General features: G+C 66.2%; 18 protein-coding genes and 1 tRNA gene. 11 read left to right on the forward strand and 8 right to left on the reverse strand.

Going from position 1 to position 21,602, the window contains the following annotated elements:
- The 3 genes from VHO04_RS01015 to VHO04_RS01025 all read left to right on the forward strand — a co-directional run.
- A partial coding sequence (locus VHO04_RS01015; protein WP_329626621.1) for an ATP-dependent helicase occupies positions 1 to 1,598 on the forward strand: 1,598 nt, incomplete at its 5' end.
- A gap of 74 nt (positions 1,599 to 1,672) precedes the next feature.
- On the forward strand, positions 1,673 to 2,560 hold the full coding sequence (locus tag VHO04_RS01020; RefSeq protein ID WP_329626622.1) for a DUF4349 domain-containing protein: 888 nt from the start codon (positions 1,673 to 1,675) through the stop codon (positions 2,558 to 2,560).
- A gap of 57 nt (positions 2,561 to 2,617) precedes the next feature.
- On the forward strand, positions 2,618 to 3,667 hold the full coding sequence (locus VHO04_RS01025; protein WP_329626623.1) for an aspartyl/asparaginyl beta-hydroxylase domain-containing protein: 1,050 nt from the start codon (positions 2,618 to 2,620) through the stop codon (positions 3,665 to 3,667).
- Between the two features lie 20 nt (positions 3,668 to 3,687).
- Here VHO04_RS01025 and VHO04_RS01030 read toward each other — a convergent pair.
- Positions 3,688 to 3,763: transfer RNA gene (locus VHO04_RS01030), tRNA-Ala, on the reverse strand.
- A 95-nt stretch (positions 3,764 to 3,858) separates the two neighbouring features.
- Here VHO04_RS01030 and VHO04_RS01035 point away from each other — a divergent pair.
- Entirely contained in the window at positions 3,859 to 4,875 is a 1,017-nt protein-coding gene (locus VHO04_RS01035; RefSeq protein ID WP_329626624.1) for an NADP-dependent oxidoreductase, read from the forward strand.
- Between the two features lie 67 nt (positions 4,876 to 4,942).
- Here the strand turns inward: VHO04_RS01035 and VHO04_RS01040 are convergent, their stop codons facing one another.
- Entirely contained in the window at positions 4,943 to 6,313 is a 1,371-nt protein-coding gene (locus tag VHO04_RS01040) for a DEAD/DEAH box helicase (RefSeq protein WP_329626625.1), read from the reverse strand.
- Between the two features lie 113 nt (positions 6,314 to 6,426).
- Entirely contained in the window at positions 6,427 to 6,957 is a 531-nt protein-coding gene (locus tag VHO04_RS01045) for a hypothetical protein (RefSeq protein ID WP_329626626.1), read from the reverse strand.
- A gap of 183 nt (positions 6,958 to 7,140) precedes the next feature.
- Here VHO04_RS01045 and VHO04_RS01050 point away from each other — a divergent pair, with 183 nt between their 5' ends.
- Both VHO04_RS01050 and VHO04_RS01055 read left to right on the forward strand, forming a co-directional pair.
- On the forward strand, positions 7,141 to 8,565 hold the full coding sequence (locus VHO04_RS01050; protein ID WP_329626627.1) for an FAD-binding oxidoreductase: 1,425 nt from the start codon (positions 7,141 to 7,143) through the stop codon (positions 8,563 to 8,565).
- A gap of 113 nt (positions 8,566 to 8,678) precedes the next feature.
- The gene (locus VHO04_RS01055) at positions 8,679 to 9,455 is read left to right on the forward strand and encodes a SapC family protein (RefSeq protein WP_329626628.1); all 777 of its coding nucleotides are present in this window, start codon (positions 8,679 to 8,681) and stop codon (positions 9,453 to 9,455) included.
- 65 nt (positions 9,456 to 9,520) lie between these two features.
- Here VHO04_RS01055 and VHO04_RS01060 read toward each other — a convergent pair whose 3' ends face one another.
- Positions 9,521 to 9,727: a DUF1674 domain-containing protein gene (locus tag VHO04_RS01060; protein ID WP_329626629.1), complete on the reverse strand. Its 207-nt coding sequence runs from the start codon at positions 9,725 to 9,727 to the stop codon at positions 9,521 to 9,523.
- A gap of 58 nt (positions 9,728 to 9,785) precedes the next feature.
- On the opposite strand from VHO04_RS01060, the gene VHO04_RS01065 reads away from it, so the two are divergent.
- A complete protein-coding gene (locus VHO04_RS01065; protein WP_329626630.1) occupies positions 9,786 to 11,081 on the forward strand; it encodes an RsmB/NOP family class I SAM-dependent RNA methyltransferase in 1,296 nt (431 codons plus the stop codon).
- On the opposite strand, the gene VHO04_RS01070 is transcribed toward VHO04_RS01065, so the two are convergent.
- From VHO04_RS01070 to VHO04_RS01080, 3 genes are read right to left on the reverse strand one after another with little or no spacing between them, the layout of a single operon-like run.
- Positions 11,070 to 12,845, reverse strand: a complete 1,776-nt coding sequence (locus VHO04_RS01070; protein ID WP_329626631.1) for an adenylate/guanylate cyclase domain-containing protein — start codon at positions 12,843 to 12,845, stop codon at positions 11,070 to 11,072. The genes VHO04_RS01065 and VHO04_RS01070 overlap by 12 nt on opposite strands.
- Complete coding sequence (locus tag VHO04_RS01075) at positions 12,842 to 13,987, reverse strand: YARHG domain-containing protein (protein WP_329626632.1); 1,146 nt, start codon at positions 13,985 to 13,987, stop codon at positions 12,842 to 12,844. Before VHO04_RS01075 ends, VHO04_RS01070 begins: the two co-directional genes overlap by 4 nt.
- Positions 13,988 to 14,039: 52 nt before the next feature.
- Complete coding sequence (locus VHO04_RS01080; RefSeq protein WP_329626633.1) at positions 14,040 to 15,761, reverse strand: DUF885 domain-containing protein; 1,722 nt, start codon at positions 15,759 to 15,761, stop codon at positions 14,040 to 14,042.
- 127 nt (positions 15,762 to 15,888) lie between these two features.
- Between VHO04_RS01080 and VHO04_RS01085 the strand changes: the two genes are divergently transcribed.
- From VHO04_RS01085 to VHO04_RS01100, 4 genes are all read left to right on the forward strand, one after another.
- A complete protein-coding gene (locus tag VHO04_RS01085; RefSeq protein WP_329626634.1) occupies positions 15,889 to 17,199 on the forward strand; it encodes an MFS transporter in 1,311 nt (436 codons plus the stop codon).
- A 299-nt stretch (positions 17,200 to 17,498) separates the two neighbouring features.
- On the forward strand, positions 17,499 to 18,167 hold the full coding sequence (locus tag VHO04_RS01090) for an alpha/beta hydrolase (protein WP_329626635.1): 669 nt from the start codon (positions 17,499 to 17,501) through the stop codon (positions 18,165 to 18,167).
- Positions 18,164 to 19,084, forward strand: a complete 921-nt coding sequence (cysK, locus tag VHO04_RS01095) for a cysteine synthase A (RefSeq protein WP_329626636.1) — start codon at positions 18,164 to 18,166, stop codon at positions 19,082 to 19,084. The genes VHO04_RS01090 and cysK overlap by 4 nt, the downstream gene beginning before the upstream one ends.
- An 8-nt stretch (positions 19,085 to 19,092) precedes the next feature.
- A complete protein-coding gene (locus VHO04_RS01100) occupies positions 19,093 to 20,274 on the forward strand; it encodes a cell wall hydrolase (RefSeq protein WP_329626637.1) in 1,182 nt (393 codons plus the stop codon).
- A gap of 161 nt (positions 20,275 to 20,435) precedes the next feature.
- Here VHO04_RS01100 and VHO04_RS01105 read toward each other — a convergent pair whose 3' ends face one another.
- Complete coding sequence (locus VHO04_RS01105; protein WP_329626638.1) at positions 20,436 to 21,572, reverse strand: zinc-binding dehydrogenase; 1,137 nt, start codon at positions 21,570 to 21,572, stop codon at positions 20,436 to 20,438.
- Positions 21,573 to 21,602 lie beyond the last annotated feature (30 nt).

Genomic DNA, 21,602 nt, shown 5'->3' on the forward strand with positions numbered 1-21,602 from the left:
AATATCAGGACACCAACGCCAGCCAATATCTGTGGCTCCGCTTGCTTGCGCAAAGCCGGAAGAATATCTGCTGCGTCGGCGACGACGATCAGTCGATCTATTCGTGGCGCGGCGCCGAGGTGGCGAACATCCGGCGGTTCGAAAAGGATTTCCCCGGCGCGACGGTGATCCGCCTCGAACAGAATTACCGCTCGACGCCGCAGATTTTGGCCGCCGCCTCGGCGCTGATCGCGCAGAACAGCGACCGGCTCGGCAAGACGCTGTGGACCGAACTCGATGCGGGCGACAAGGTGCGCGTCGTCGGCGTGTGGGACGGGCCGGAGGAAGCGCGGCGGATCGGCGAGGAACTCGAAGACCTTCAGCGCCAGCGCCTGTCGCTCGACCGTGCGGCTATCCTCGTCCGCGCGCAGTTCCAGACGCGAGAGTTCGAGGATCGCTTCATCGCGATCGGTATGCCGTATCGCATCGTCGGCGGCTTCCGCTTCTACGAACGCGCCGAAATCCGCGATGCCCTCGCTTATCTCCGTCTCGTCCAGTCGCCAGCCGACGATCTGGCATTTGAGCGCATCGTCAACGTCCCGAAACGCGGGCTCGGCGACAAGGCGCTCGCGCGCATCCACCAGTTTGCACGGCACGAGCGCGCGCCGCTGTTCCACGCCGCGTCGCGGATCACCGAGACCGACGAACTGACGCCGCAGGCGCGCCGCCAGCTCGCCAATTTCGTCGCGCAGATGCGCGGCTGGCAGGGCAAGGCGGCCGAGCTGTCGCATCCTGAACTGACCCAGCTCATCCTCGACGAATCGGGCTATACCGCGATGCTCCAGGCCGACCGCAGCGCCGAGGCGGCGGGGCGGCTCGAAAACCTCTCCGAACTCGTCCGCGCGATGGAGGAATATGAATCGCTCGAGGCGTTCCTCGAGCATGTCAGTCTGGTCATGGACCGCGACAATGACGACAGCAGCGAGACCGTCACGATCATGACGATCCACGCCGCCAAGGGTCTGGAGTTCGATCATGTATTCCTCGCGGGATGGGAGGACGGCGTCTTTCCATCGCAGCGCGCGATGGACGAAGGCGGCACCGCGAGCCTGGAGGAGGAGCGCCGCCTTGCCTATGTCGCGATCACGCGCGCGCGGCGGCGCGCGAGCATCTATCACGCCGCGAACCGCCGCATCTATGGCCAGTGGATGAGCAGCATCCCGAGCCGCTTCATCGGCGAAATTCCGCCCGAGCATGTGACAAGCGAAAACAGCTTCGGCGGCGGGCAGAGTCTGTGGCGCGCGAACTGGTCGGCGCAGGGCGATCCCTTTGCGCATGTCGCGACAAGCAATCCCGCACGCACGATGACGCGCGGCCCGGCGTGGCAGCGCGCCGCGGCGCAGTCCTCGACGATCACCCGCGCCCCCGCACCCAGCGAACGCGGCCCCGCCGCATCGGTCGGCGCCAAGCCGCGCTCCGACCTCGCAATCGGGATGCGGGTGTTCCACGAAAAGTTCGGCTATGGCGAGATCATCGACATCGACGGCAACAAGCTCGACGTCGAATTCGACCAGGCGGGCAGCAAAAAGGTTCTCGACGGCTTCGTGCGCGCGGCCTGAATCTTATTGTCAACTACATCGCTTATGATATTCCGTCTCCTGCGATCGACGAGTCGCGTTTTGGGAGAAATTATATGCGAAACAGGCTCTTGGCGGGCGCGATGGCGCTCGCCCTGGTCGGCTGCGGCCAAAAGGCCTCCGATCGAAGCTCCAGCGAGGCCAGTCCGCCTGCCCTTGCCGAAGCCGCCGATGCCGCCGGCGGGCCCGATGTAGCCGTCACCACGGCACCCGGCGTTGCCTTCAACTACCAATATGCCTTCCGCCTTGAGGACGACCGCATCGCGCGCGTGCAGGAAGAACATGCGGCCGCGTGCGAAGCGCTGGGCATCGCGCGCTGCCGGATTACCGGCATGAGCTATCGCCTCGTTCGCGAACATGAGGTCGAGGGGCAGCTTCAGTTCAAACTCGATCCCGCTATTGCGCGCCGGTTCGGCAAGGATGCCATCGCCAGCGTCGAAAAGGCCGAAGGCGTTCTCGCGCTCGCCAGCATCAGCGGCGAGGATGTCGGAACGCAGATCAGCGACTCGCGGCGCCGCAGCGCGGGGATCGCGGATGAGGTCGCCCGCCTCGAGGCGCGCCTTAAGCAGAGCGGCCTCGGCGACCGCGAACGCACCGAGATCCAGCAGCAGATCGCCGAATTGCGCCAGCAACTCGGCAGCGAGCGCGACACCCGCCGCGCGGGCGAAGCGCTGCTGGCGACGACCCCGATGACCTTCGACTATCAGGGCACGGGCGGGCTGCCCGGCATCGGCTATGGCAATCCGTTCCGCGAAGCCGCCACGGTGCTCGTTCGCAGCGGCGGCACCCTGCTTTCCTTCGTGCTTGTCGTCGGCGCGGCGGTGCTGCCCTGGGCGCTGCTGTTCGCGTTCCTGCTGTTCCTCTGGCGCACCGCGCCCGCCGTCCGCGTGCGGCAATGGCTGGGCGGACGCCGCAAGGCCGATGCGACGGCGGCGACGGTATAGAAATCAACGGCGCGGGCGTCGCTTGCAAAGGTCCGGCGCCGCGTTATGGCTTGGGCCATGACGGGGCAGACGATATGGCTGGACCAGGCGCGCGACGCCCATCGCCGCGGCGACATTGTGGCGGAGACGGCGGCGCTCGACGCTGCCATCCGGGCCGATCGCGGCAATATCGCCGCGATCCTCGCGATGGCCGAACTCAAGCGGCGCCAGCAGGACGATCGCGCCGCGCAGAGCTTTTATCGCCTCGCACTCGGAGTGGCCGCGCAGGCGCGGGCAGTTCACCCTGCCCTGCATTCCGGCCTGGAACGCGCCCAGACGTTTCTGACGGCGAATGAGCAGGCCTTTTCGGACCATCTGCTGGGTCAGCTTCGCGGTGCGGGGATCGACCAGCGGAACGCGGCGCCACGGGTGGCGGAGGCCTTGCGGATGCTGGCGGGCGAGCAGCCGCTCTATCTGCAACAGCCGAGCATGTTCTATTTTCCGGGCCTGACGCAGCGCCCTTTCTTCGAGCGGGCCGCGTTCGATTGGGTTCCCGCGCTCGAAGCCGCCACCGGCGCGATCCGCGCCGAATTGACGTCGCTGATCGAGCAATCCGCCGACCACTTCGGTCCCTATGTAACGGCCAGCGCCGACAGGCCGCCGCCGAACAATCCGCTGCTCGACAACGGTGATTGGGGCGCCGCCTGGCTGTGGAAGGAGGGCGCGGTCGCCGACGGCATGGATGCACTCTGCCCACAGACGCTCGCCGCGCTCTCTCTGGCCCCGCAGCCTGTGATTCCGGCCCGCGCTCCGTTCGCGCTCTTTTCCCGCCTCAGGCCCGGAACGCATATCGAGCCGCATCACGGACTGCTCAACACGCGCTTGATCTGTCATCTGCCGCTGATCGTTCCCGATGGTTGCGGCATTCGAGTCGGCGGCGAGACGCGCGCCTGGCGCGAAGGCGAACTGCTGATCTTCGACGACAGCTTTGAACATGAAGCCTGGAATCGGGGCACCGCCGACCGTATCGTCCTGATCTTCGAGATATGGCGGCCCGATATCGACGCCGACGAACGCGCGCAGTTGACGCGGATATTCTCGGCGATCGACAGCTATGGGGAGGGATAGAGATGGGGGAATATGGTCGCTGGTGGAGCCGAGGGGAATCGAACCCCTGACCTCTGCAGTGCGATTGCAGCGCTCTCCCATCTGAGCTACGGCCCCGCGACCGGGCGGCTCTTAGCGAGACTGGTTGACAGTGGCAACGGCTTTTCTGACGATTGTCGCCGCGACCGGAAAATTTGGGGGAAACGGGCACCATGAGCAAGGCATGGCATTTGATCCGCCGTCCGCAGGGACTGCCGACGCACGACGATTTCGCATTGCGCGACCTTCCCGACAGCCCGCTCGACGCCGACCAGATCCGCGTCCGCAACCTGTGGCTCTCGGTCGATCCCTATATGCGCGGACGGATGAACGACGCGAAAAGCTATGCGGCGGGGTTTCAACTCGATCAGCCAATGACCGGCGGCGCGATCGGCGAGGTCGTCGAAAGCCGGATGGAGGGTTTCGCGCCCGGCGATCTGATCCTGCATATGGGGGGCTGGCGCGATGGCGGCGTCATCGGGCTCGACATGATGCCGAACAAGCTGCCCGCCGAGGCGCTGGCCGCGGGCCTTTCACCCCAGACCTTTCTGCACAATATGGGCCTGACCGGCGGAACCGCGTGGATCGGCCTGCTCCGCGTCGCGGCCGCGAAACCCGGCGACACCGTTTTCGTTTCGGCGGCGGCGGGCGCGGTCGGCTCGGCGGTGGTCCAGATCGCCAAGGCGCGCGAGATGACGGTCATCGGCTCGGCGGGCGGCGCGGAGAAGGGCTGCTGGGTCGAGGAACTCGGCGCCGATGCGGTGATCGACTATAAGGCCGGGCCGGTCCTGCCACAGCTCGCCGCGGCGCTCGAACGCCTCGGCAAGCCGGGCATCGACGTCTATTTCGACAATGTCGGCGGCGAGCATCTGGACGCCGCTTTCGCGGCCGCCAATGATTTCGCGCGCTTCGCGATCTGCGGGATGATCGACGTCTACAACGACGGCAAACCCCAGGAGATGAAGCATCTGATCCGCACCATCCCGGCGCGCATCCGCATGGAGGGCTTCATCTACACCGACCAGTTCATCGACTGCGCCGAGGAGTTCTACGCCGACATGGGCGGGCTGATCGCCAGCGGCGCGGTGACGATGCGCGAAACGGTGCGCGAGGGACTGGATACGGCCCCCGACGCGTTTCTCGGCCTGTTTTCGGGCGAGAATATCGGCAAGATGCTGGTTCAGTTGTAGGAGCGGCTTCTCTTCTCCCCTCCCGCCTGCGAGAGGGGAAAGCGTTACTGCATGTTTTTTGTGCTGGTCAGTTGCCGAAACCGACAGAGAGGAATCCTGGCATCGGGCCGTTCCAGCCGTCGTCGGGACCGTCGTCGTCGTGCCGCGAAGCCGGCGCGGGTTTGCGTCCGCCATCCTTGTTCGGTGCTTCGGGCTTTTTCTCCGCCGCGTGCTTGGGCGTACGAGGCGCTTTCTCGGCGCTGGAGCGGACGCCACGTTCGGAGCGCCCACCGCGCCGTGGTTCGCGCTGCTCGTCGCTGTCGCGCTCGGGCCGCGCCTCCGCCTTGCCGGTGTCGTAGACCGGGATCTGATAGCCGGTCAGCTTCTGGATATTGTCGAGCGCTTCGTCGTCCGACGGCGTCACCAGCGTGAAGGCCCGGCCCTTGGCCCCCGCGCGGCCCGTGCGGCCGATGCGGTGGACATAATCGTCGGGATGCCAAGGAGCGTCGAAATTAAAGACGTGGCTGACGCCCTTCACGTCCAGCCCGCGCGCGGCAACGTCGGATGCGACCAGGATGTTGATCGTGCCGTTCTTGAAGCGGTCGAGTTCGGCAATGCGGCTCGACTGGTCCATGTCGCCGTGGATTTCGCCGGCCTGGTAACCCGAACGCTGAAGCGACTTCGCCAGTTCGCGCACCGTCGTCTTGCGGTTGCAGAAGATGATCGCGGTGCCGACGTCCTCGGCCTCGAGCAGGCCGCGCAGCGTGTCGCGCTTGCCGCGCTCCGCCGTCTTGACGACGAACTGCTCGATATTCTCGTTGCGGCTGGCCGGGCGCGCGACCTCGATCGTCTTGGGGTTCGACAGGAATTTGTCCGCCAGTTTCTTGATCGGCGGCGGCATCGTCGCCGAAAAAAGCAGGGTCTGCCGATTCGCCGGCAGCTTGGTGCAGATATTCTCGATATCGGGGATGAAGCCCATGTCGAGCATCCGGTCGGCTTCATCGATCACGAGCAGGTTGCAGCCGGTGAGCAATATCTTGCCGCGTTCGAACAGGTCCATCAGGCGGCCCGGGGTCGCGATAAGGACGTCGACGCCCTTTTCGAGCGCCTTGACCTGATCACCCATCTGCACGCCGCCGATCAGCAGGGCCATCGACAGCTTGTGATACTTGCCGTATTTTTCAAAGTTTTCCGCGACCTGCGCCGCCAGTTCGCGCGTCGGCTCGAGGATCAGCGAGCGCGGCATCCGCGCGCGGGCGCGGCCATGCGCCAATATGTCGATCATCGGCAGCACGAAGGACGCGGTCTTGCCCGTCCCCGTCTGGGCGATACCGATCATGTCGCGCATCATCAGCACCGAAGGGATCGCGCCGGCCTGGATCGGCGTCGGCTCGTCGTAGCCCGCTTCCGTCACGGCGCGCAAAAGTTCATCGGAAAGGCCGAGGTCGGCAAATTTCATAAGGGCAAACTGTCCGGAAAATGTTTCGGCATGGCGTCCCACGAGCGCCGTCGCTGCGGCGCCCCTTGCGGAAGCGGGGACGAAAAGTCAAGAAAAGGCGTTGATTGCCGCGATTAATCGTCGTCGCGCACGACCGGAACCATCAGGCGGAATTTCTTGATCTGGCATTTGGCGCCGGTGCGGGCGTGAATCTCGTCGCGATCCTCGCAAAGCTGTCCGTCCTTGGTCCCTTGCATATAAAAGCCGGCATAGAAGTCGAGGCCGCGGCATCCGCGGCTCAGTTCGGCGCGCAATCGCTGGCGCTGGCGCGTGATCAGGTCGATGCTGTCATGCTCGGTCGCCTGCATCCCCGCGATGTTCCGCATCGCGATGCATTTCGGCGCCTTCTTTTCCTTCCACTCGACCGGCAGTTGCCGGACGCGCGCCTGCGGAGCCGGGGCGGCGGAGAAATTGTTCAGCGGGGACCGCTGCGCCGGAACGCGGATGATCAGCCGCTGTTCGATCACCATCTGCCAGAATCCCGCCGTCTGCTCTCCAGGCTCCGGCATCGAAACGACGACCAAAGGTTCGGGCGGAATCGACGGCATCGGCGTATCCGCGGCGGGCGCCCAGATCATCGCCAACAGGGTCGCAACGGTCAGCACGGCCGCGCGGCCGTCCTTCCGGCGCCCTGACAGAAGATGATGTCCACCCGCAACTCCCGCTTCGATGCTGGACGAAAAGCCAACTGTCGTCCATCGCCCCCTTTAACGCCCCTGATTGAACATCAAATGAATTGCTGTCGAGACCCATATGGTCGATCGGCATCGATTTCCCGGAGGTCCGCCATGCCCCACGCCCCATCTCCCGCATTGCTCGCGAGGCTCGCCGACATATTGGGACCCAAGGGTTTCAGCACCGATCCCGATGTCATGGCGCCGTGGCTCACCGACTGGCGCGGCAAATATCACGGCCAGACGGCGGCGATGCTGTCGCCTGCGACCACCGCCGAGGTCGCGGCAGCGGTCGGCGCCTGCGCCGCCGAAGGCGTCGCGCTCGTTCCGCAGGGGGGCAACAGCGGCATGGTCGGCGGCGCGACGCCCGATGCCTCGGGGCGGCAATTGCTCCTGAGCCTGCGGCGCATGAACCATATACGGGCGCTCGACACGACGGCGCGGATCGTCGTGGCGGAGGCGGGCGTCATCCTCGAAAATCTCCACCACGCCGCGCTCGACCAGGGACTGCGTTTCCCGCTGACGCTGGGCGGCAAGGGATCGGCGACGGTTGGCGGGCTCGTTTCGACCAACGCGGGCGGAACCCAGGTGCTGCGCCACGGCACGATGCGCGCGCTCGTCGCGGGAATCGAGGCGGTGCTGCCCGATGGCCGTATCTTCGAGGGCCTCGCGCCGCTCAAGAAGGACAATCGCGGCTATGACCTCAAGCATCTCTTCTGCGGCGCCGAGGGGACGTTGGGGGTCGTGACGGCGGCCAGTCTGCGTCTCGTTTCCGCCAATGCGGCGCGGCAGACCGCCTGGATCGGCCTGGCTTCGCCGGACGACGCGCTGCTGCTGCTCCGCCGCCTCGACGCGGCGCTCGGCGACGCGCTCGAAGGGTTCGAGATCATACCGCGCCATGTCCTGGAGGCGGTGCTGCGCCACATTCCCCAGACTCGTCATCCGCTCGCCGAGCCCAGCCCATGGTATGCGCTGGTCGAACTGGCGGGTGACGATGCCGCTATGCTCGGCGAAGAACTGGAGCGTGAATTGGCGGCGGCACTGGATGCGGGACTGATCCACGACGTCGCGATTGCCAAGAACGACCGGGAAAGCGAGGATTTCTGGCGCCTTCGCGATTCGATATCGGAGGCCGAGCGCGCCGAGGGCCCCGCGTTGCAGCATGACATCAGCGTGCCCGTAGACCTGATGCCGCGCTTCATCGCCGATAACCCGGGCCGGCTTGCCGCGGCCTTTCCCGGCATCCGCACCGCCTCCTTCGGGCATCTGGGCGACGGCAATATCCATTATCACGTCCAGCCGCCCGAAAGCGCCGACGGCGCCGCCTGGCTCGCCGAGCACGGCGCGGCGGCGAGCCGCCTCGTCTACGCCCATGTCGTCGAACTGGGCGGCTCAATTTCGGCCGAACATGGCATCGGCCAGATGAAGCGCGACATATTGGCCGAGCTCGACAGCCCGGCGCGCCTCGCCGCGCTGCGCGCGATCAAGGCGGGGCTCGACCCCGCCGGATTGTTCAATCCCGGGAAACTGATCGGCTGATCGGGGCGCCGCTCCGCACCATCGCCCCTTGCGCCGCGCCGCGCCTGCCAATATGGCGCGCCATCAGTCTTTTTGCCCCGACACCTTCGGGGCATCCGATCCGGAGTTTCACCATGGCCACCGCGCCCGCCAACAACCTGCCGATTTTCTATAACGACATCGTTCCGCTTTCGAGCGTCGACCATGCCGATTTCCGCGCCCGTCCGCTCGACAATGCGGGGTTTCTGGTCAACCAGCACGCGGTGCCGCTGACGTCGGACGAGTTCGTGTCGGCCTGCCGTTTCTTTCCGATCGTCTTTTCGGCCGGCGACAATCCGGTGCCGCTGGCGCTGATGGGGCTCAACGAAGGCGTGAACACGTTCGTCGACAGCGACGGCAAGCTGCTCAATCCGGTTTATGTCCCGGCCTATATCCGCCGCTATCCCTTCCTCCTCGCGCGGCTGAACCCCGACAGCGAGGAATTGTCGCTCTGTTTCGACCCGACCTCGTCGGCGATCGGCAAGTTCGAGGACGGCGACGCGCTGTTCGAAGACGGCAAGCCGACCGAGCCGGTCAACGCGATCCTCGAATTCTGCAAGAATTTCGAGGAAGCGGGTCAGCGCACCGGCTTTTTCATGGAAGAGCTCAAGAAGGCCGACCTGCTGATGGACGGCGAAGTCGCGATTCAGCCCGAAGGCAGCGACAAGCCCTATGTCTATCGCGGGTTTCAGATGGTCGATGAAAACAAGCTGCGCGAACTGCGCGGCGACGTGCTGCGCAAGATGATGCAGAACGGCATCCTCGGCCTTATCTTCGCCCACCTCTTCTCGCTTCAGTTGATGCGCGAAGTCTTTGCCGAACAGGTGAAGTCGGGCCGGGTGCCGGAACTGGTTCAGGTTCCGACGGTCTGACGGGAAAGCCGGGATCGTCGCCACGAACGCGGGGGCCGAAGGCTCCCGCGCTTGCGGCCTTGGCTTCAAAAATCGATCGCGAGCCCTTTCAGCTCCCAGTCGCCATAGCGAACGGGATTGCGCCCGCCCGGCTGATCCTCGGCCTTGTCCTCGCGGGGCGGCAGGGGTTCGGGCAGCGGACTATTCGTCCAGTTCGTGGGCGGCTTCACATGCGCCGGGCGCTGCGTTGCGCGGGGCGTTCTACCCATCATCATTTCATCATTCTCGGCCATGGCGCCCCTCCTACAGGATTTCGCTTGCTCCGCGCCAGCCATAACGGGATGGAAAGCTATGGCCGATCCTAGAAAACGCCGCCGCCCGGCCGAAGCCGATCCGCCGGGCACGGCATCTCGCCGCGCCGCGCTGCGCCTGCTCGACGCCGTCCTGCGGCGCGGCGACCCGCTCGACATCGCGGCGCACGCCGCGACGCAGGGCCTGCCGCCCGCCGACCGCGGCTTCGCCATCGCCATCGCATCCGAAACCCTGCGCTGGATGGGCGATATCGATGCCCTGATCGACGGCGCGACCGAACAGGTTCTGCCCGAAGACGTGAAGTCGCGCGCGGTGCTGCGGCTCGCGCTGGCGCAATTGCTCGTCCTCAAGACATCGCCGCACGCCGTCGTATCGACCGCGTTGCCGCTCGTTGCGGGCGGTCCGCGCCGCCTCGTTCACGCCCTCCTTTCGCGCGCCCAGCAGGAAGAGTGGAGCCTTCCCGAAAACGCCAGCCTGCCCGAAGCGGTCGCCGAACGCTGGGCAGCAGAGTGGGGCGACGCGATCGTTGCGGCCGCCGCGACGGCGTGGAGCGCGCCGCCGCCGATCGACCTCAGCTTCGCCGCCGAACCGGACGGCGGGGACTGGGTCGAGGCGACCGCGCTCGCTCCCCTCCACCGCCGCCTGCCGCGCGGGCAGGCGGTCGAGGCAATGCCCGGCTATCGCGAAGGCGGCTGGTGGGTGCAGGATCTCGCGGCGAGCCTTCCCGCGCGGCTTTTGGGGCCGGGGAACGGGCAAAGCCTGCTCGACCTCTGCGCCGCGCCCGGCGGCAAGACGATGCAGCTTGCGGCGGCGGGCTGGCATGTCGTCGCGGTCGATTCGAGCGCCAAGCGGCTGGGGCGCCTTTCGGACAATCTGGCGCGCACCGGCCTTCGCGCCGAGATCGTCCAGGGCGATATTCGCCGATGGCAGCCCGATGCCCCCGTCGACGCGGTGCTGCTCGACGCGTCCTGCTCGGCAACCGGCATTTTTCGCCGCCATCCCGACGTGCTGCACCGGGTCGAACCGCGCCAGGTCGAAGAGATGGCCGAATTGCAGGGTGAACTGCTGGCGCGCGCCGCGCAATGGGTCAAACCCGGCGGCACTTTGATCTATGCGACCTGCTCGCTCGAACGCGCCGAGGGGGAGGATCAGGTTGCGGCCTTTCTCGACTGGCATCGCGATTGGGCCATCGCCCCGGTGACGCCCGATGAACTGCCGGACGGCATCGTCCCCGACGACAAGGGCTTCGTCCGCACACTGCCCGGCGTGCTCGCCGACGCAGGCGGGCTCGACGGCTTCTTCATCGCCCGGCTGCGCGCACCGTCAGCCGCCTGAGCGGCGCGAGAGGCGATAGAGCGCGAGTTCGCCATAATCCTTGGCAAGCCCGACCTTGCCGACATAATCGCAGTCGAAATCGCGCGCATTGTCGAGCGCGAGCATCGCGGCGAGCGGCTGGGTACAGTACACCTGTCCGACCAATGTCACCGGCTCGATCCGCGCGGTGCGCGTAACCTCGGTGCCATACCACAGCTCGTTGCCGACCACCGGGTCGACTCCTCGATAGATCGGGCCGAAGTGGATGCCGGTGCGCATTCCCGCCTTATGCCCCTCCAGCCTCAGTCCCGGAGGCAGGATATCGAGCCTTTCCTGCATGGCGAGCGCGATCCGCGCCGCCGCCGCGGGATTGTCGATCACCGCATAGACCGCATCGCCCCAGGTGTTACGGAACAGCACGGCGTCGCCGAATTGGTCGAGGATGCGCCCGATGCCCCCCATCACCTCCTGCGCGAAGACCGGGAGTTCTGCTTCGCCGAGCTTCGAGAAGCCCGCGAAATCGGCGAACAATATCGCGTAGAGACCGCGCTGCGTGCCCACGGGCGGTTTCGGCGCGGGTGGAAAATCGAGATTGCGATCGAGACCGCCGACCGGGATCGTCAGCGTCTCCCCGCCCCCGCCCTCCCAGAGCGCGATATCGGCGTTGGTTCCGGCGATCTCCGCCCCCGAGCGCGCGGCGACCGCCGGATCGACCACCGCAAGCTGGATCGCCATCGTTTCGAGTTCGCGCGCGCGCAGCTTGGCAAGCCCCATCGCGGTGTGCGAGCCAAGGATGAACTGGCAATCGTCGCTGACATAGCCCGCGTTGCTCGCGAAATGCACCATCGCGGCGCCATCGCGGCAGCGGCGATAGCGCGGAAGCCATTCGGCGCCGCCCGACTGGACCGACTGGGCGATGAAATCATCCTCGGCAAAGGGCAGGACGACGGTCAGGTCGATGCCGCGGTCGAGCGCGGCCTCCGCGAACAGGATGTCGGCGCCGCACGCCAGCGGGCCGATCAGCGCCGAAAGCGGCTGCGCGTCGAGCGTCCCGGCGATCGCCCGCGCCGCATTCGCTTCGCCTGCCCCGCCCGCGCGGAACATGCGGCCGCAATAGACGCCGACCGGCGCGGGACGCAGCAGCGCGGTGATGTCCTGCGCATCGCCCGCGTCGATCGCGCCGCTGGCCGCGAGCCGGGCGATCTGGCGGCAGGTCGAGGCGCGGTCACCCGCGCGCGTTCCTGCCTGTGCATGGGCGCCGCGCGCATGGACGAGCGCGTCCGCGCCGCGCCCGAGCAGCAGCAGCGCCTCGACGAGCGTCGCCTGATCCCAATAATTGTCGGCGGCGCCATGCGCCGCGATCGGTTCGGCCAGCGCCGCCGCGCGCTCGCGCTCGCCGAGCATCGCGTAAAGGCTGGCCGCATTGATGGCCGGGAAATCGGCGCCCGACGCCTGAAACGCATGGTCATAGGCGGCGGCGGCCTTGCGCAGGAAACCAGCGCGCCGGTCGCCGTCATGATCGAAGGCTTCGTCCTTCCAGATGCGCCCCGCGAGCGCGAGGCTGTCGACGTCGCCCGTCGCGCCGAGGTCGAGTTGTTCGTAAAGGTGCATCGCGCCCAGGCTGTCGCCCGACGCCGCGAGCGCGCGCACCATCAGATAGCGCAGCCGCGGGCTATCGATCCCGTCGCGCCGCGCCGCCGCCGCGCAGTCGAACGCGCTCAGCGCATCGCCCTGCCCCAGCCGGTGCGCGACCTCTGCTTCGACGGCGGCGGCCGATGCCGTCATTGCGCGGCGGCTTCGGCCGATTGGAGCAGCGCGACATTCGCCTTTTCGACCGCCGAAAGTGCGACGCTGTCGCTGGCCGGCCGATACCAGGGCAAGGAGCCGAAATAGGATTGCAGGCCGGAGTCCTTGAAGCGCAGGCCGTGGCGCGCGAAAATCTCGTTCCGTGCCAGCCGCGCCTGCTCCGGGGTGAGGCCCGCGACATCGGCCGCGGTCAGCGCGCGCGTCGAGGAATCGGCGATGATCGCGCCCTTGCCCGTGTCGGCGGGCGGCGGCGGAGGCGCGCCCCCTTCGATCAGCCGGATATATTTGCGGAACATATATCCGGTGGTGCCGTCGGCCTTGCGCACCCGCCACCATGAACCGGGCTGACGATAGGTCAGGAATGTCTCGCCCTCGAGCACCTTCCCGATGATGGCCGCCTTGGTGCTCCGCCCCGAGCGGATGTTGGTGAAGCCGTCGGGATCGTCGATCACCGCCGCCAAGGTGAAGGCCTCTGCGGGCGACGTGGCGACCGGTGTCGCTTTTGCATCGGCTTCCTCGGGGGCCGCCGTGGTTTCGGTGGGTGCCACCGCCGTCGCGGGTCCGGGCGACGGTTGAAGGAGTTTCCACGCGAGCAGGGCGACGGCAACGACCGCAAGCCCCAGCAGCGCCCATGGCAGGAAGGATGATTTTCGGACCGGGGGCGGCTCCTGCCGGTCGGCCGCAGCCGGTCTGGGCGGTGCGGGCTGCGAAGCGGCCGCAGGCGCCGCCTCCCGTCCGCACAGTTCCTCCAGGCTCATCATCACCTTGCGCCAGCCGCGATGGCCGGGCTCGCCGTTCCAGTCGGCGAGTTCGGCGAACTGGATCTGGTTGAAGGGCAGCGGCGGCATCACATCGTCGATCGACGTCTGCACCAGCTTCTTCTGGTTGCGCGCAACATCGGCCTCGGCGCGCACCCATTCGGATTGCGCCGAGGTCTGCGACCAGACGACGATCGCGGCCTTGGCGCTGCCGATCTTCTCGGTGATCACGTCGCCGTAGGAGCGATGCGGCGGCAGTTCGGCGTCCCACCAGACGTCATAGCCCGCCGCCGCGACCGCCTCGGCAATCTCGGCCACGCGCGCCTTGTTGTCGCGCGAATAGGAAATGAAGACATCGACCATCGGCTAGCCCCTTTCGCAAGAGGCTAGCCGTGGGGCATTCGATTCGCCAGCCTCAGAAGACCGCCTTCGGCGCGTCCTCCTTCATCATCGCGGCGCGCACCATCGGGATCGGCGGGCCGCCGTAGGAGAGGAATTCGTCGTGGAACGCTTTCCACTTCGTCCGGTCCCCCTTGGTCCAGTCGTCGCGCAGCTTGCGGATCATCAGCTTGCCCATCGTATAGTTGAGATAGAGCGGATCATATGTGCCGCGCGCCGCCTGCTGCCGCGCGTTGCCTTCGTCCTGATAGCATTGATCCTTGAACAGCTTTTCCGAATCCGCGACGCTCATCCCCTTGGTGTGGAGCCCGATCGCCGAGATGAAGCGGCAGTCGCGCAGCAGCGCGTTCGACAACTGGCCGATATGCGTTTCGGGGTCGCCGTTGCCGAGCCCCGCATCCCACATCATCTCCTCGGTATAATGCGCCCAGCCCTCGGCGAAGGCATAGCCGACGAACAGCTTGCCGAAGATGCTTTCCGCGCGGTTCGCGTGGAGGAAATTGAGGAAATGGCCCGGCCACACCTCGTGGACCGAGGTGAAGAGCAGGTCCTTCTTGCCCGGAACGAACGCATCCTGCGTCGCCTTGTCCCAGCTCGGATCGGGCGGCGAGATGTAAAAGACCGACGGCAGGCCTTTCTCATACGGCCCCGGAATATCGATATAGGCGCTGTTCTGGCGGTTGTAGGGCGGCGATTCCTCGACCTTGGCCTGCTCGGTGCCGGGGATCGAGACCAGGTCCTTTTCGACGATGAAGGCGCGAAGCGCCGGAAGCTGGCGCCGCGCCTCGGCGACCGGGCCGTCCGCGGGCTTGTCGTCGTTCATCTTCTTCATGCAGTCGGCGATCGTCATCCCGGCGGCGTAAGTCGCGCAGGCGGCTTTCAGCGCATCCTGGTTGCGCTTGAGGTCGGCCTGGCCGATGCGTTCCAGTTCGCCCAGCGGCGTATCGACCGCTTCGTTGGTCAGGATCATCTTCGCGAACTTGTCGGCGCCGAGCGCATAGCCGTCGGCGGTGCCGGGTTTCGAGCCGATATAGGCGGCGAGACCCTTCATCGCCGTCGCGGCCTTCGCCGCCGCTTCGTCGAACTGCTTTTGAAGCTCGGGGTCCTTGACCTCGGCAAAGGCCTTCTTGGCGTCGCCGGTATAATAGTCGGCGAAACCGCCGAAGCCCGCAGTGCCATATTTGACGAAGGTCGCAGGCAGCGGCAGCTTGATGTTCGCCTTGATCTGCTCGGCCGCCGCCGGAACCTTCTGCGCATAGGCGATGAACGCCTTCATCCGCGTCGGCGCATCGGCATAGGGCCGCGAGACATAGACGTTGGGGTCGAGCTGCCCGACATAATAGGCCGGATTCTTGTGCGGGAAATCGGCGTCCTTCAGGAAGAAGAGCTGCCCCTGGGCGACGTGGACCAGATAGTCGCGCTCGAATTTTTCGGCATCGGTCATCTTGCCGTCGAACGCCTTGGCGTCGGTGATCGTCTTCTCCAGGAACGCGATCTGTTTCTGAAGGCCGTCGGCCGACCAGTCGGGAAGTTGGCCGTCAAATTCATGCTTGCCCTGATAGACCGCGAAATTGGGGTTGAGCGGGAAATAGCCCGCGAGGAAATTGTCGCGAAATTCGGTCCAGCTCTTCGCGTCCGATCCCGACGCGGGCTTGTCGCCCGAAGCGTTGCAGGCGGTGAGGACGAGCAGCGCCGCGGCCATGGCGGCACCGCCGAAGCGGGCAAATTGACGTGTCATTCGATAGTCTCCCTCAATCGATGGCGGGTTTCTGCCACCGCGTCCGACGAATGACACCCGTTAATCGACGAACGGCATGTCCATGCGCTCTGGACAGAGCCGAATTCCCCTCTAGGGCGTGAGGCCGATGGCAACGATATTTCCCCCAGACGGCGAAGAGCCGGAGATGCCGGGCCCGGCGATCCTCGATCCCTCTCCGCTAAGCATCCCCGACTATCGCTATTACTGGATCGCGCGCTTCACCGCGGTGATGGCGACGATCGCGGTGGTCGTGGTGATCGGATACCAGCTCTACGACACCGCGCGCACCGATTACGGCATGACGATCAAGGAAGCGTCGTTCCAGCTCGGCCTGCTCGGACTCGTCCAGTTCGTGCCGATCGCGCTCTTGACCCCCGTCGCGGGCTGGGCCGCCGACCGGTTCGAACGGCGCAGCGTCGCGATCTTTTCCAACGCGATCGATTTCGGAATCGCGGCGGCGCTCGGCTGGTTCACCTGGACCGATGGGCTGACGCTTTCCCTGCTGTTCGGCCTCGCCGCCATGCACGGCGTCGCGCGCGTCTTTTCGGGCCCGGCGATGAGCGCGATCGCGCCCAATATCGTCCCGCCCGCGATCCTGCCCCGCGCGATCGCGATGAGCAGCATCGCCTGGCAATCGGCGTCGGTGATCGGCCCGGCGGCAGGCGGGCTGCTCTATGCCGCGCATCCGACGTCAGTCTATATCTTCGCCGCGATCCTCCTCGTCATTTCGGCCTGGACGATCAGCCGGGTGCGGCCCGTGCTGCCGCCGCCCGCCGAGGTGCGCCGCCATCCGCTACGCGAAATGGTTGACGGCCTGCAATTCGTGTGGGCCGAGCGCTTCCTGCTCGGCACGATCACGCTCGATCTGTTCGCCGTCATCCTGTCGGGGGCGACCGCGATGCTGCCCGTCTATGCCCGCGACATATTGCATGTCGGGTCCGAAGGACTCGGCCTGCTTCGCGCCGCGCCGGCGGTTGGGGCCGCGGTCGTCGCGCTCGGCCTTGCGATCCGCCCGATCGAGCGCAATGTCGGGGTCAAGATGCTGTGGGCGGTCGCGGTGTTCGGCGCCGGGACGGTGGCCTTCGGGTTTTCCACCAACATCCTGCTCTCGCTGACGCTGCTCGTCCTGATGGGCGCGGCCGACATGTTCTCGGTCTTCGTGCGCGGCACGCTGATCCAGCTCAACACGCCCGATCATATGCGCGGCCGCGTCAGCGCCGCGTCGGGCCTCGCGATTTCGGCATCGAACGAGCTCGGCGAGATGCGCGCGGGCGCGATGGCGGCGGCGCTGGGGCCGATCAACGCGGTCGTCGTGGGGGGCGCGGCGGCGATCGGCGTCACCGCGCTCTGGGCGTGGCTCTTTCCCGAATTGCGGCGCGCGAGGACTTTCGAGGCGCGGTTCGATAGGGGCGACTGACGCATTTTCGCGCCGTTTCGGATCGCCTCGATTTTATAAAAAGCCGTGTTCCCCCGCGAAGGCGGGGGTCCATCTCCGGACCGCGCAATTTTGAACCGACCGGAGATGGGTCCCCGCCTTCGCGGGGACACACAATCAGGAACGGCGGCATCCGAATCTCCATAAACCCGGTCGTCGAATCCGCTCGTCGCACGCCGCTGTCCCTTCGCCACAAAGTCATTGTCAATTTATTTGATTGAATTATGTAGATTGCACCCGTCACCGCGGTTTCCCTCCCTTTCATCGATGGAGAACCCGCCATGCAAGACACCCGAATCCGCCATAAAATCCTGACCATTCCGGGCCTGCACAACAGCGGCCCGACCCACTGGCAGAGCCTGTGGGAACGCAAGTTCGCGAACGCCGGGCGAGTCGAACTCGGCCGCTGGTCGCACCCCGACCGCGAAGCGTGGATGCGCCGGATCGCTGAGGCGCTTGAGGCCGAAAGCGCCCCGGTGCTGATCGCCGCACACAGCCTCGGCTGCCACGCCTTCGCGCACTGGTTCGCGGCGGCGAGCACTCCGACGCGCAGCCGCATTGCGGGGGCGCTGCTCGTTGCGCCGCCCGACCTTGGGCGACTGCGGCACGAAAAGCGCATCACCGGCTTCGCCGATACGCCCGGCTTCACGTCGCAAACGCCAATTATCGTCGTGGCGAGCGACGACGATCCCTATGCCAAGACCGCCTATGTCTGGCGCCTCGCGCGCCAGTGGGACGCGCGTTTCGTCAACGCCGGACCGTTCGGGCACATCAACGCCGACTCGGGGCTGGGGGACTGGCCTTATGGACAGTATCTGCTCGCCTCGTTACAACCCGCGCCGACGCCTGCGCTGGCGGACGAAAGCCAGTGGCTGCGCGCCGGAGACTGGCCGAACCGCGTCCGCCGCGACCCGCGGTTTGAATTCAAGGAAAGAGCGTACCGATCATGAAAGCCAATTCGATCCTCGATACCATCGGGAACACGCCGCACATCCGCATGGCAAAGCTGTTTCCAGACGCCGAAGTCTGGATCAAGTCCGAGCGCAGCAATCCCGGCGGTTCGATCAAGGATCGCATCGGTCTGGCGATGATCGAGGCCGCCGAACGCGACGGCAGCCTGAAGACAGGCGGCACCATCGTCGAGCCGACGTCGGGGAACACCGGCATCGGCCTGGCGATGGCCGCCGCGGTCAAGGGCTACAAGCTGATCCTCGTCATGCCCGAAAGCATGTCGCTCGAACGCCGCCGCCTGATGCTCGCCTATGGCGCGACCTTTGATCTGACCCCGCGCGAAAAGGGCATGAAGGGCGCGATCGAGCGCGCGATCGAACTGGTCGAGACGACCCCCGGCGCGTGGATGCCTCAGCAGTTCGAGAATGAGGCGAATGTCGACGTCCACGTCCGCACCACGGGGCCGGAAATCCTCGCCGACTTCAAGGACACGCCGATCGACGTGCTGATCACCGGCGTCGGCACCGGCGGCCATATCACCGGGGCGGCGCAGTTCCTCAAGCAGCATTGGCCGAACCTCAAGGTCTTCGCGGTCGAGCCGACCCAGTCGCCAGTGATTTCGGGCGGTCAGCCCGGCCCGCACCCAATCCAGGGTCTCGGCGCCGGGTTCATCCCGCGCAACCTCCACACCGACCTCCTCGACGGGGTGATCACGGTCGAGGCCGCCGATTCCAAGCGTTGGGCGCTGCGCGCCGCTACCGAGGAAGGGATGCTCGTCGGCATATCGTCGGGCGCGACGCTGGCGGCGATCGAGCAGAAGCTGGCGGAGCTTCCGCCCGGCACGCGCATCCTCGGCTTCAACTACGACACCGGCGAGCGTTATCTTTCGGTTCCCGACTTCCTGCCCGAGATCTGACCCCTCGAATGGGCCTGACCGGCGATTCATCGGCGACGTCGCTGCGGCGCGACTGCCCAGCGGCGACGCCGCGTCTTGACTGGATCGGCTGGCTGTTCGTCCTGATCGCCGCTGCTGCGATCGTCGCGGTGCTTTATGCCAGCGGTCAGACGAGCACCGGCAGGCATGGCGCGCGGCCGCATCCGGTCGCGCCGCCCGCCGATGTCGTCCCCGACGTCCAGCCGATGGAACTCGCGCCGGTGACCGAAGCCGACGCCCGCGCGCAAAATGCGGAGGTTCCGCTCATCACCAAGGGATTCATCGCCGCGCGGCCCTTCCTCTATGCCGGAAGCGGCGACGCCCGCGTCCGCGCGCGCGACTGCCTTGCCGCCGCGATGCTCTATGAGGCGGGCGACGATTCGAAGGGGCAACTCGCGGTCGGCCAGGTCGTGATCAACCGCGCCCGGCATCCCGCCTTTCCCAAGTCGATCTGCGGGGTTGTGTTCCAGGGGTCCGAGCGCACCACTGGATGCCAGTTTACCTTCACCTGCGATGGCGCACTGAACCGCCGCTATTCCGACGCCGCCTGGACGCGGGCACAGGCGAACGCCGACCGGATGCTATCGGGAACGACCGATCCCAAGGTCGGGCTCGCGACCCATTATCACACCGACTGGGTGCGTCCCTATTGGAGCGACAGCCTGGAGAAGATCGCGATCGTCGATACCCACCTCTTCTTCCGCTGGCCGGGCTATTGGGGAACGCCGGGCGCGTTTCGCGGCACCGTGTCGGGGAATGACGCCGGGGTCGCCAAAATGGCGGCGCTCTCCCCTGCCCACGCGCTTGCGGTCGGTGCGTCGCCGGCCGAACTTGCCGGGGTCGATGCCAATGCCGCGGTCGGCGCACCGAAGGTCGTTGCCGGCGCCGGGGAGGCTGCAGGCCGCGACACCATCTATGTCGCGCTCGACCGCCGCGCCGCGCCCGAAAGTTTCGTCACCACCGCGCTCCGGCTGTGCGGCGACAAGCCCTATTGCAAGTTCATGGGCTGGACCAACCCGACGCTGAAACCCGACAGCGACACGATGAGCGACATGCAGCGCGCAGCCATGACCTTCTCCTACCTCCGCGACGACAAGGCGGGGTTCGAGAAGGCGCTGTGGAACTGCAGCGAGTATAAGCGCGACGACACGCGTCAGTGCATGAAGCGGTAGAGGATAGCGATTCCAGCCGCTTCCTGACCTTCGTCATTCCGGACTTGATCCGGAATCCATTCACCCGGCGCTGCGAGAATGGACCCCGGATCAAGTCCGGGGTGACGAGGAAAATTGGTCAGCTTCCGGTCGCAGCGGCCGCTGGTCGACCCAGCGGCTGCTCAACCATGCGGCCGGATCAGATATTTCTCGCCGGTCCGCTTCGCATTATAGGCGTGCGCGGTGTCGAGGTTCAGCGCCTCGGTCAGCGAGATTTCGTGGCTGTAATGGCTCTTGAAAGTGGTCGTCAGTTCATTGACGACGCGCTGGCGCATACGGCCGACGACCTCCATCCCCGCTTTCGCCATGAAGGGGGTGAGCAGAAAGCCCGACAGCGACCAGGTCAGGCCGAAGCTGCGGTTGAGGATCGTCGGACCGACGTCGAGCGCTCCATAGATGTAGACCTGCTTGAACGTGTCCGAACCATAGCGGCTGTAGCTGGTCATGCGCTTCACCGCCGCCACCTCCATCGCCGAGAGAATCTGGCCCGCCAGCTTGCCGCCGCCGATCGCGTCGAAGCCCAGCGTCGCGCCGGTTTCGACGATCGCCGCAACCAACTTGTCCTGAAAATCCTCATCGCTGCTGTTGACGATATGCTGCGCGCCGATGCCCTTCAATATGGCGACCTGCGCGTCGCTGCGTACGATATTGACGAGCGGAATGCCGTCCTTCGCGCAGATCTTCACGAGCATCTGGCCGAGGTTCGAGGCGGCGGCGGTGTGGACGATCGCGCTGTGATTTTCCATCCGCATCGTCTCGGTAAACGCCAGGCTGGTGAGCGGATTGACGAAACAGGAAGCGCCGTCGACCGGATCGGTGCCATCGGGGAGCGGCATCACCATCTGCAAAGGCAGACAGCGATATTCGGCATACATCTCGCCGCCGAGCAGCGCGACGGTCTTTCCTATCAGGGCCTGCGCTTCGGGCGAGTCCCCCGCCTTCACCACGGTGCCGCAGCCTTCGTTGCCGATCGGCAGCGCGTCGCCGATCCGCCCGCCCATCGCGCGCATCCCCGCCGGGGGCACATCGGCGGTAATCATCGGCAGGCCGTCGCGCGTTCCCGCGCGCGCCGTCGTCATGTCGGCGCCGCCGAACAGCAGGCCGAGATCCGACGGGTTGATCGGCGTCGTCAGCACCTTGACCAGCACTTCGTGCGGCTTGGGCTCGGGCATCGCGCGCCGCTCGAAATAGACCTCGAGCTGCCCCTCGGGCTTCACGAGGGTCACCATGACGGTGTTGGTTTCAGGCAGGTCGGTCATCGCGCGTCTCCCGTAGTTCGGTTTTTCGAT

Origin of the sequence: Sphingopyxis sp. (genome assembly GCF_036261875.1) — a bacterium.
GTDB lineage: Bacteria > Pseudomonadota > Alphaproteobacteria > Sphingomonadales > Sphingomonadaceae > Sphingopyxis.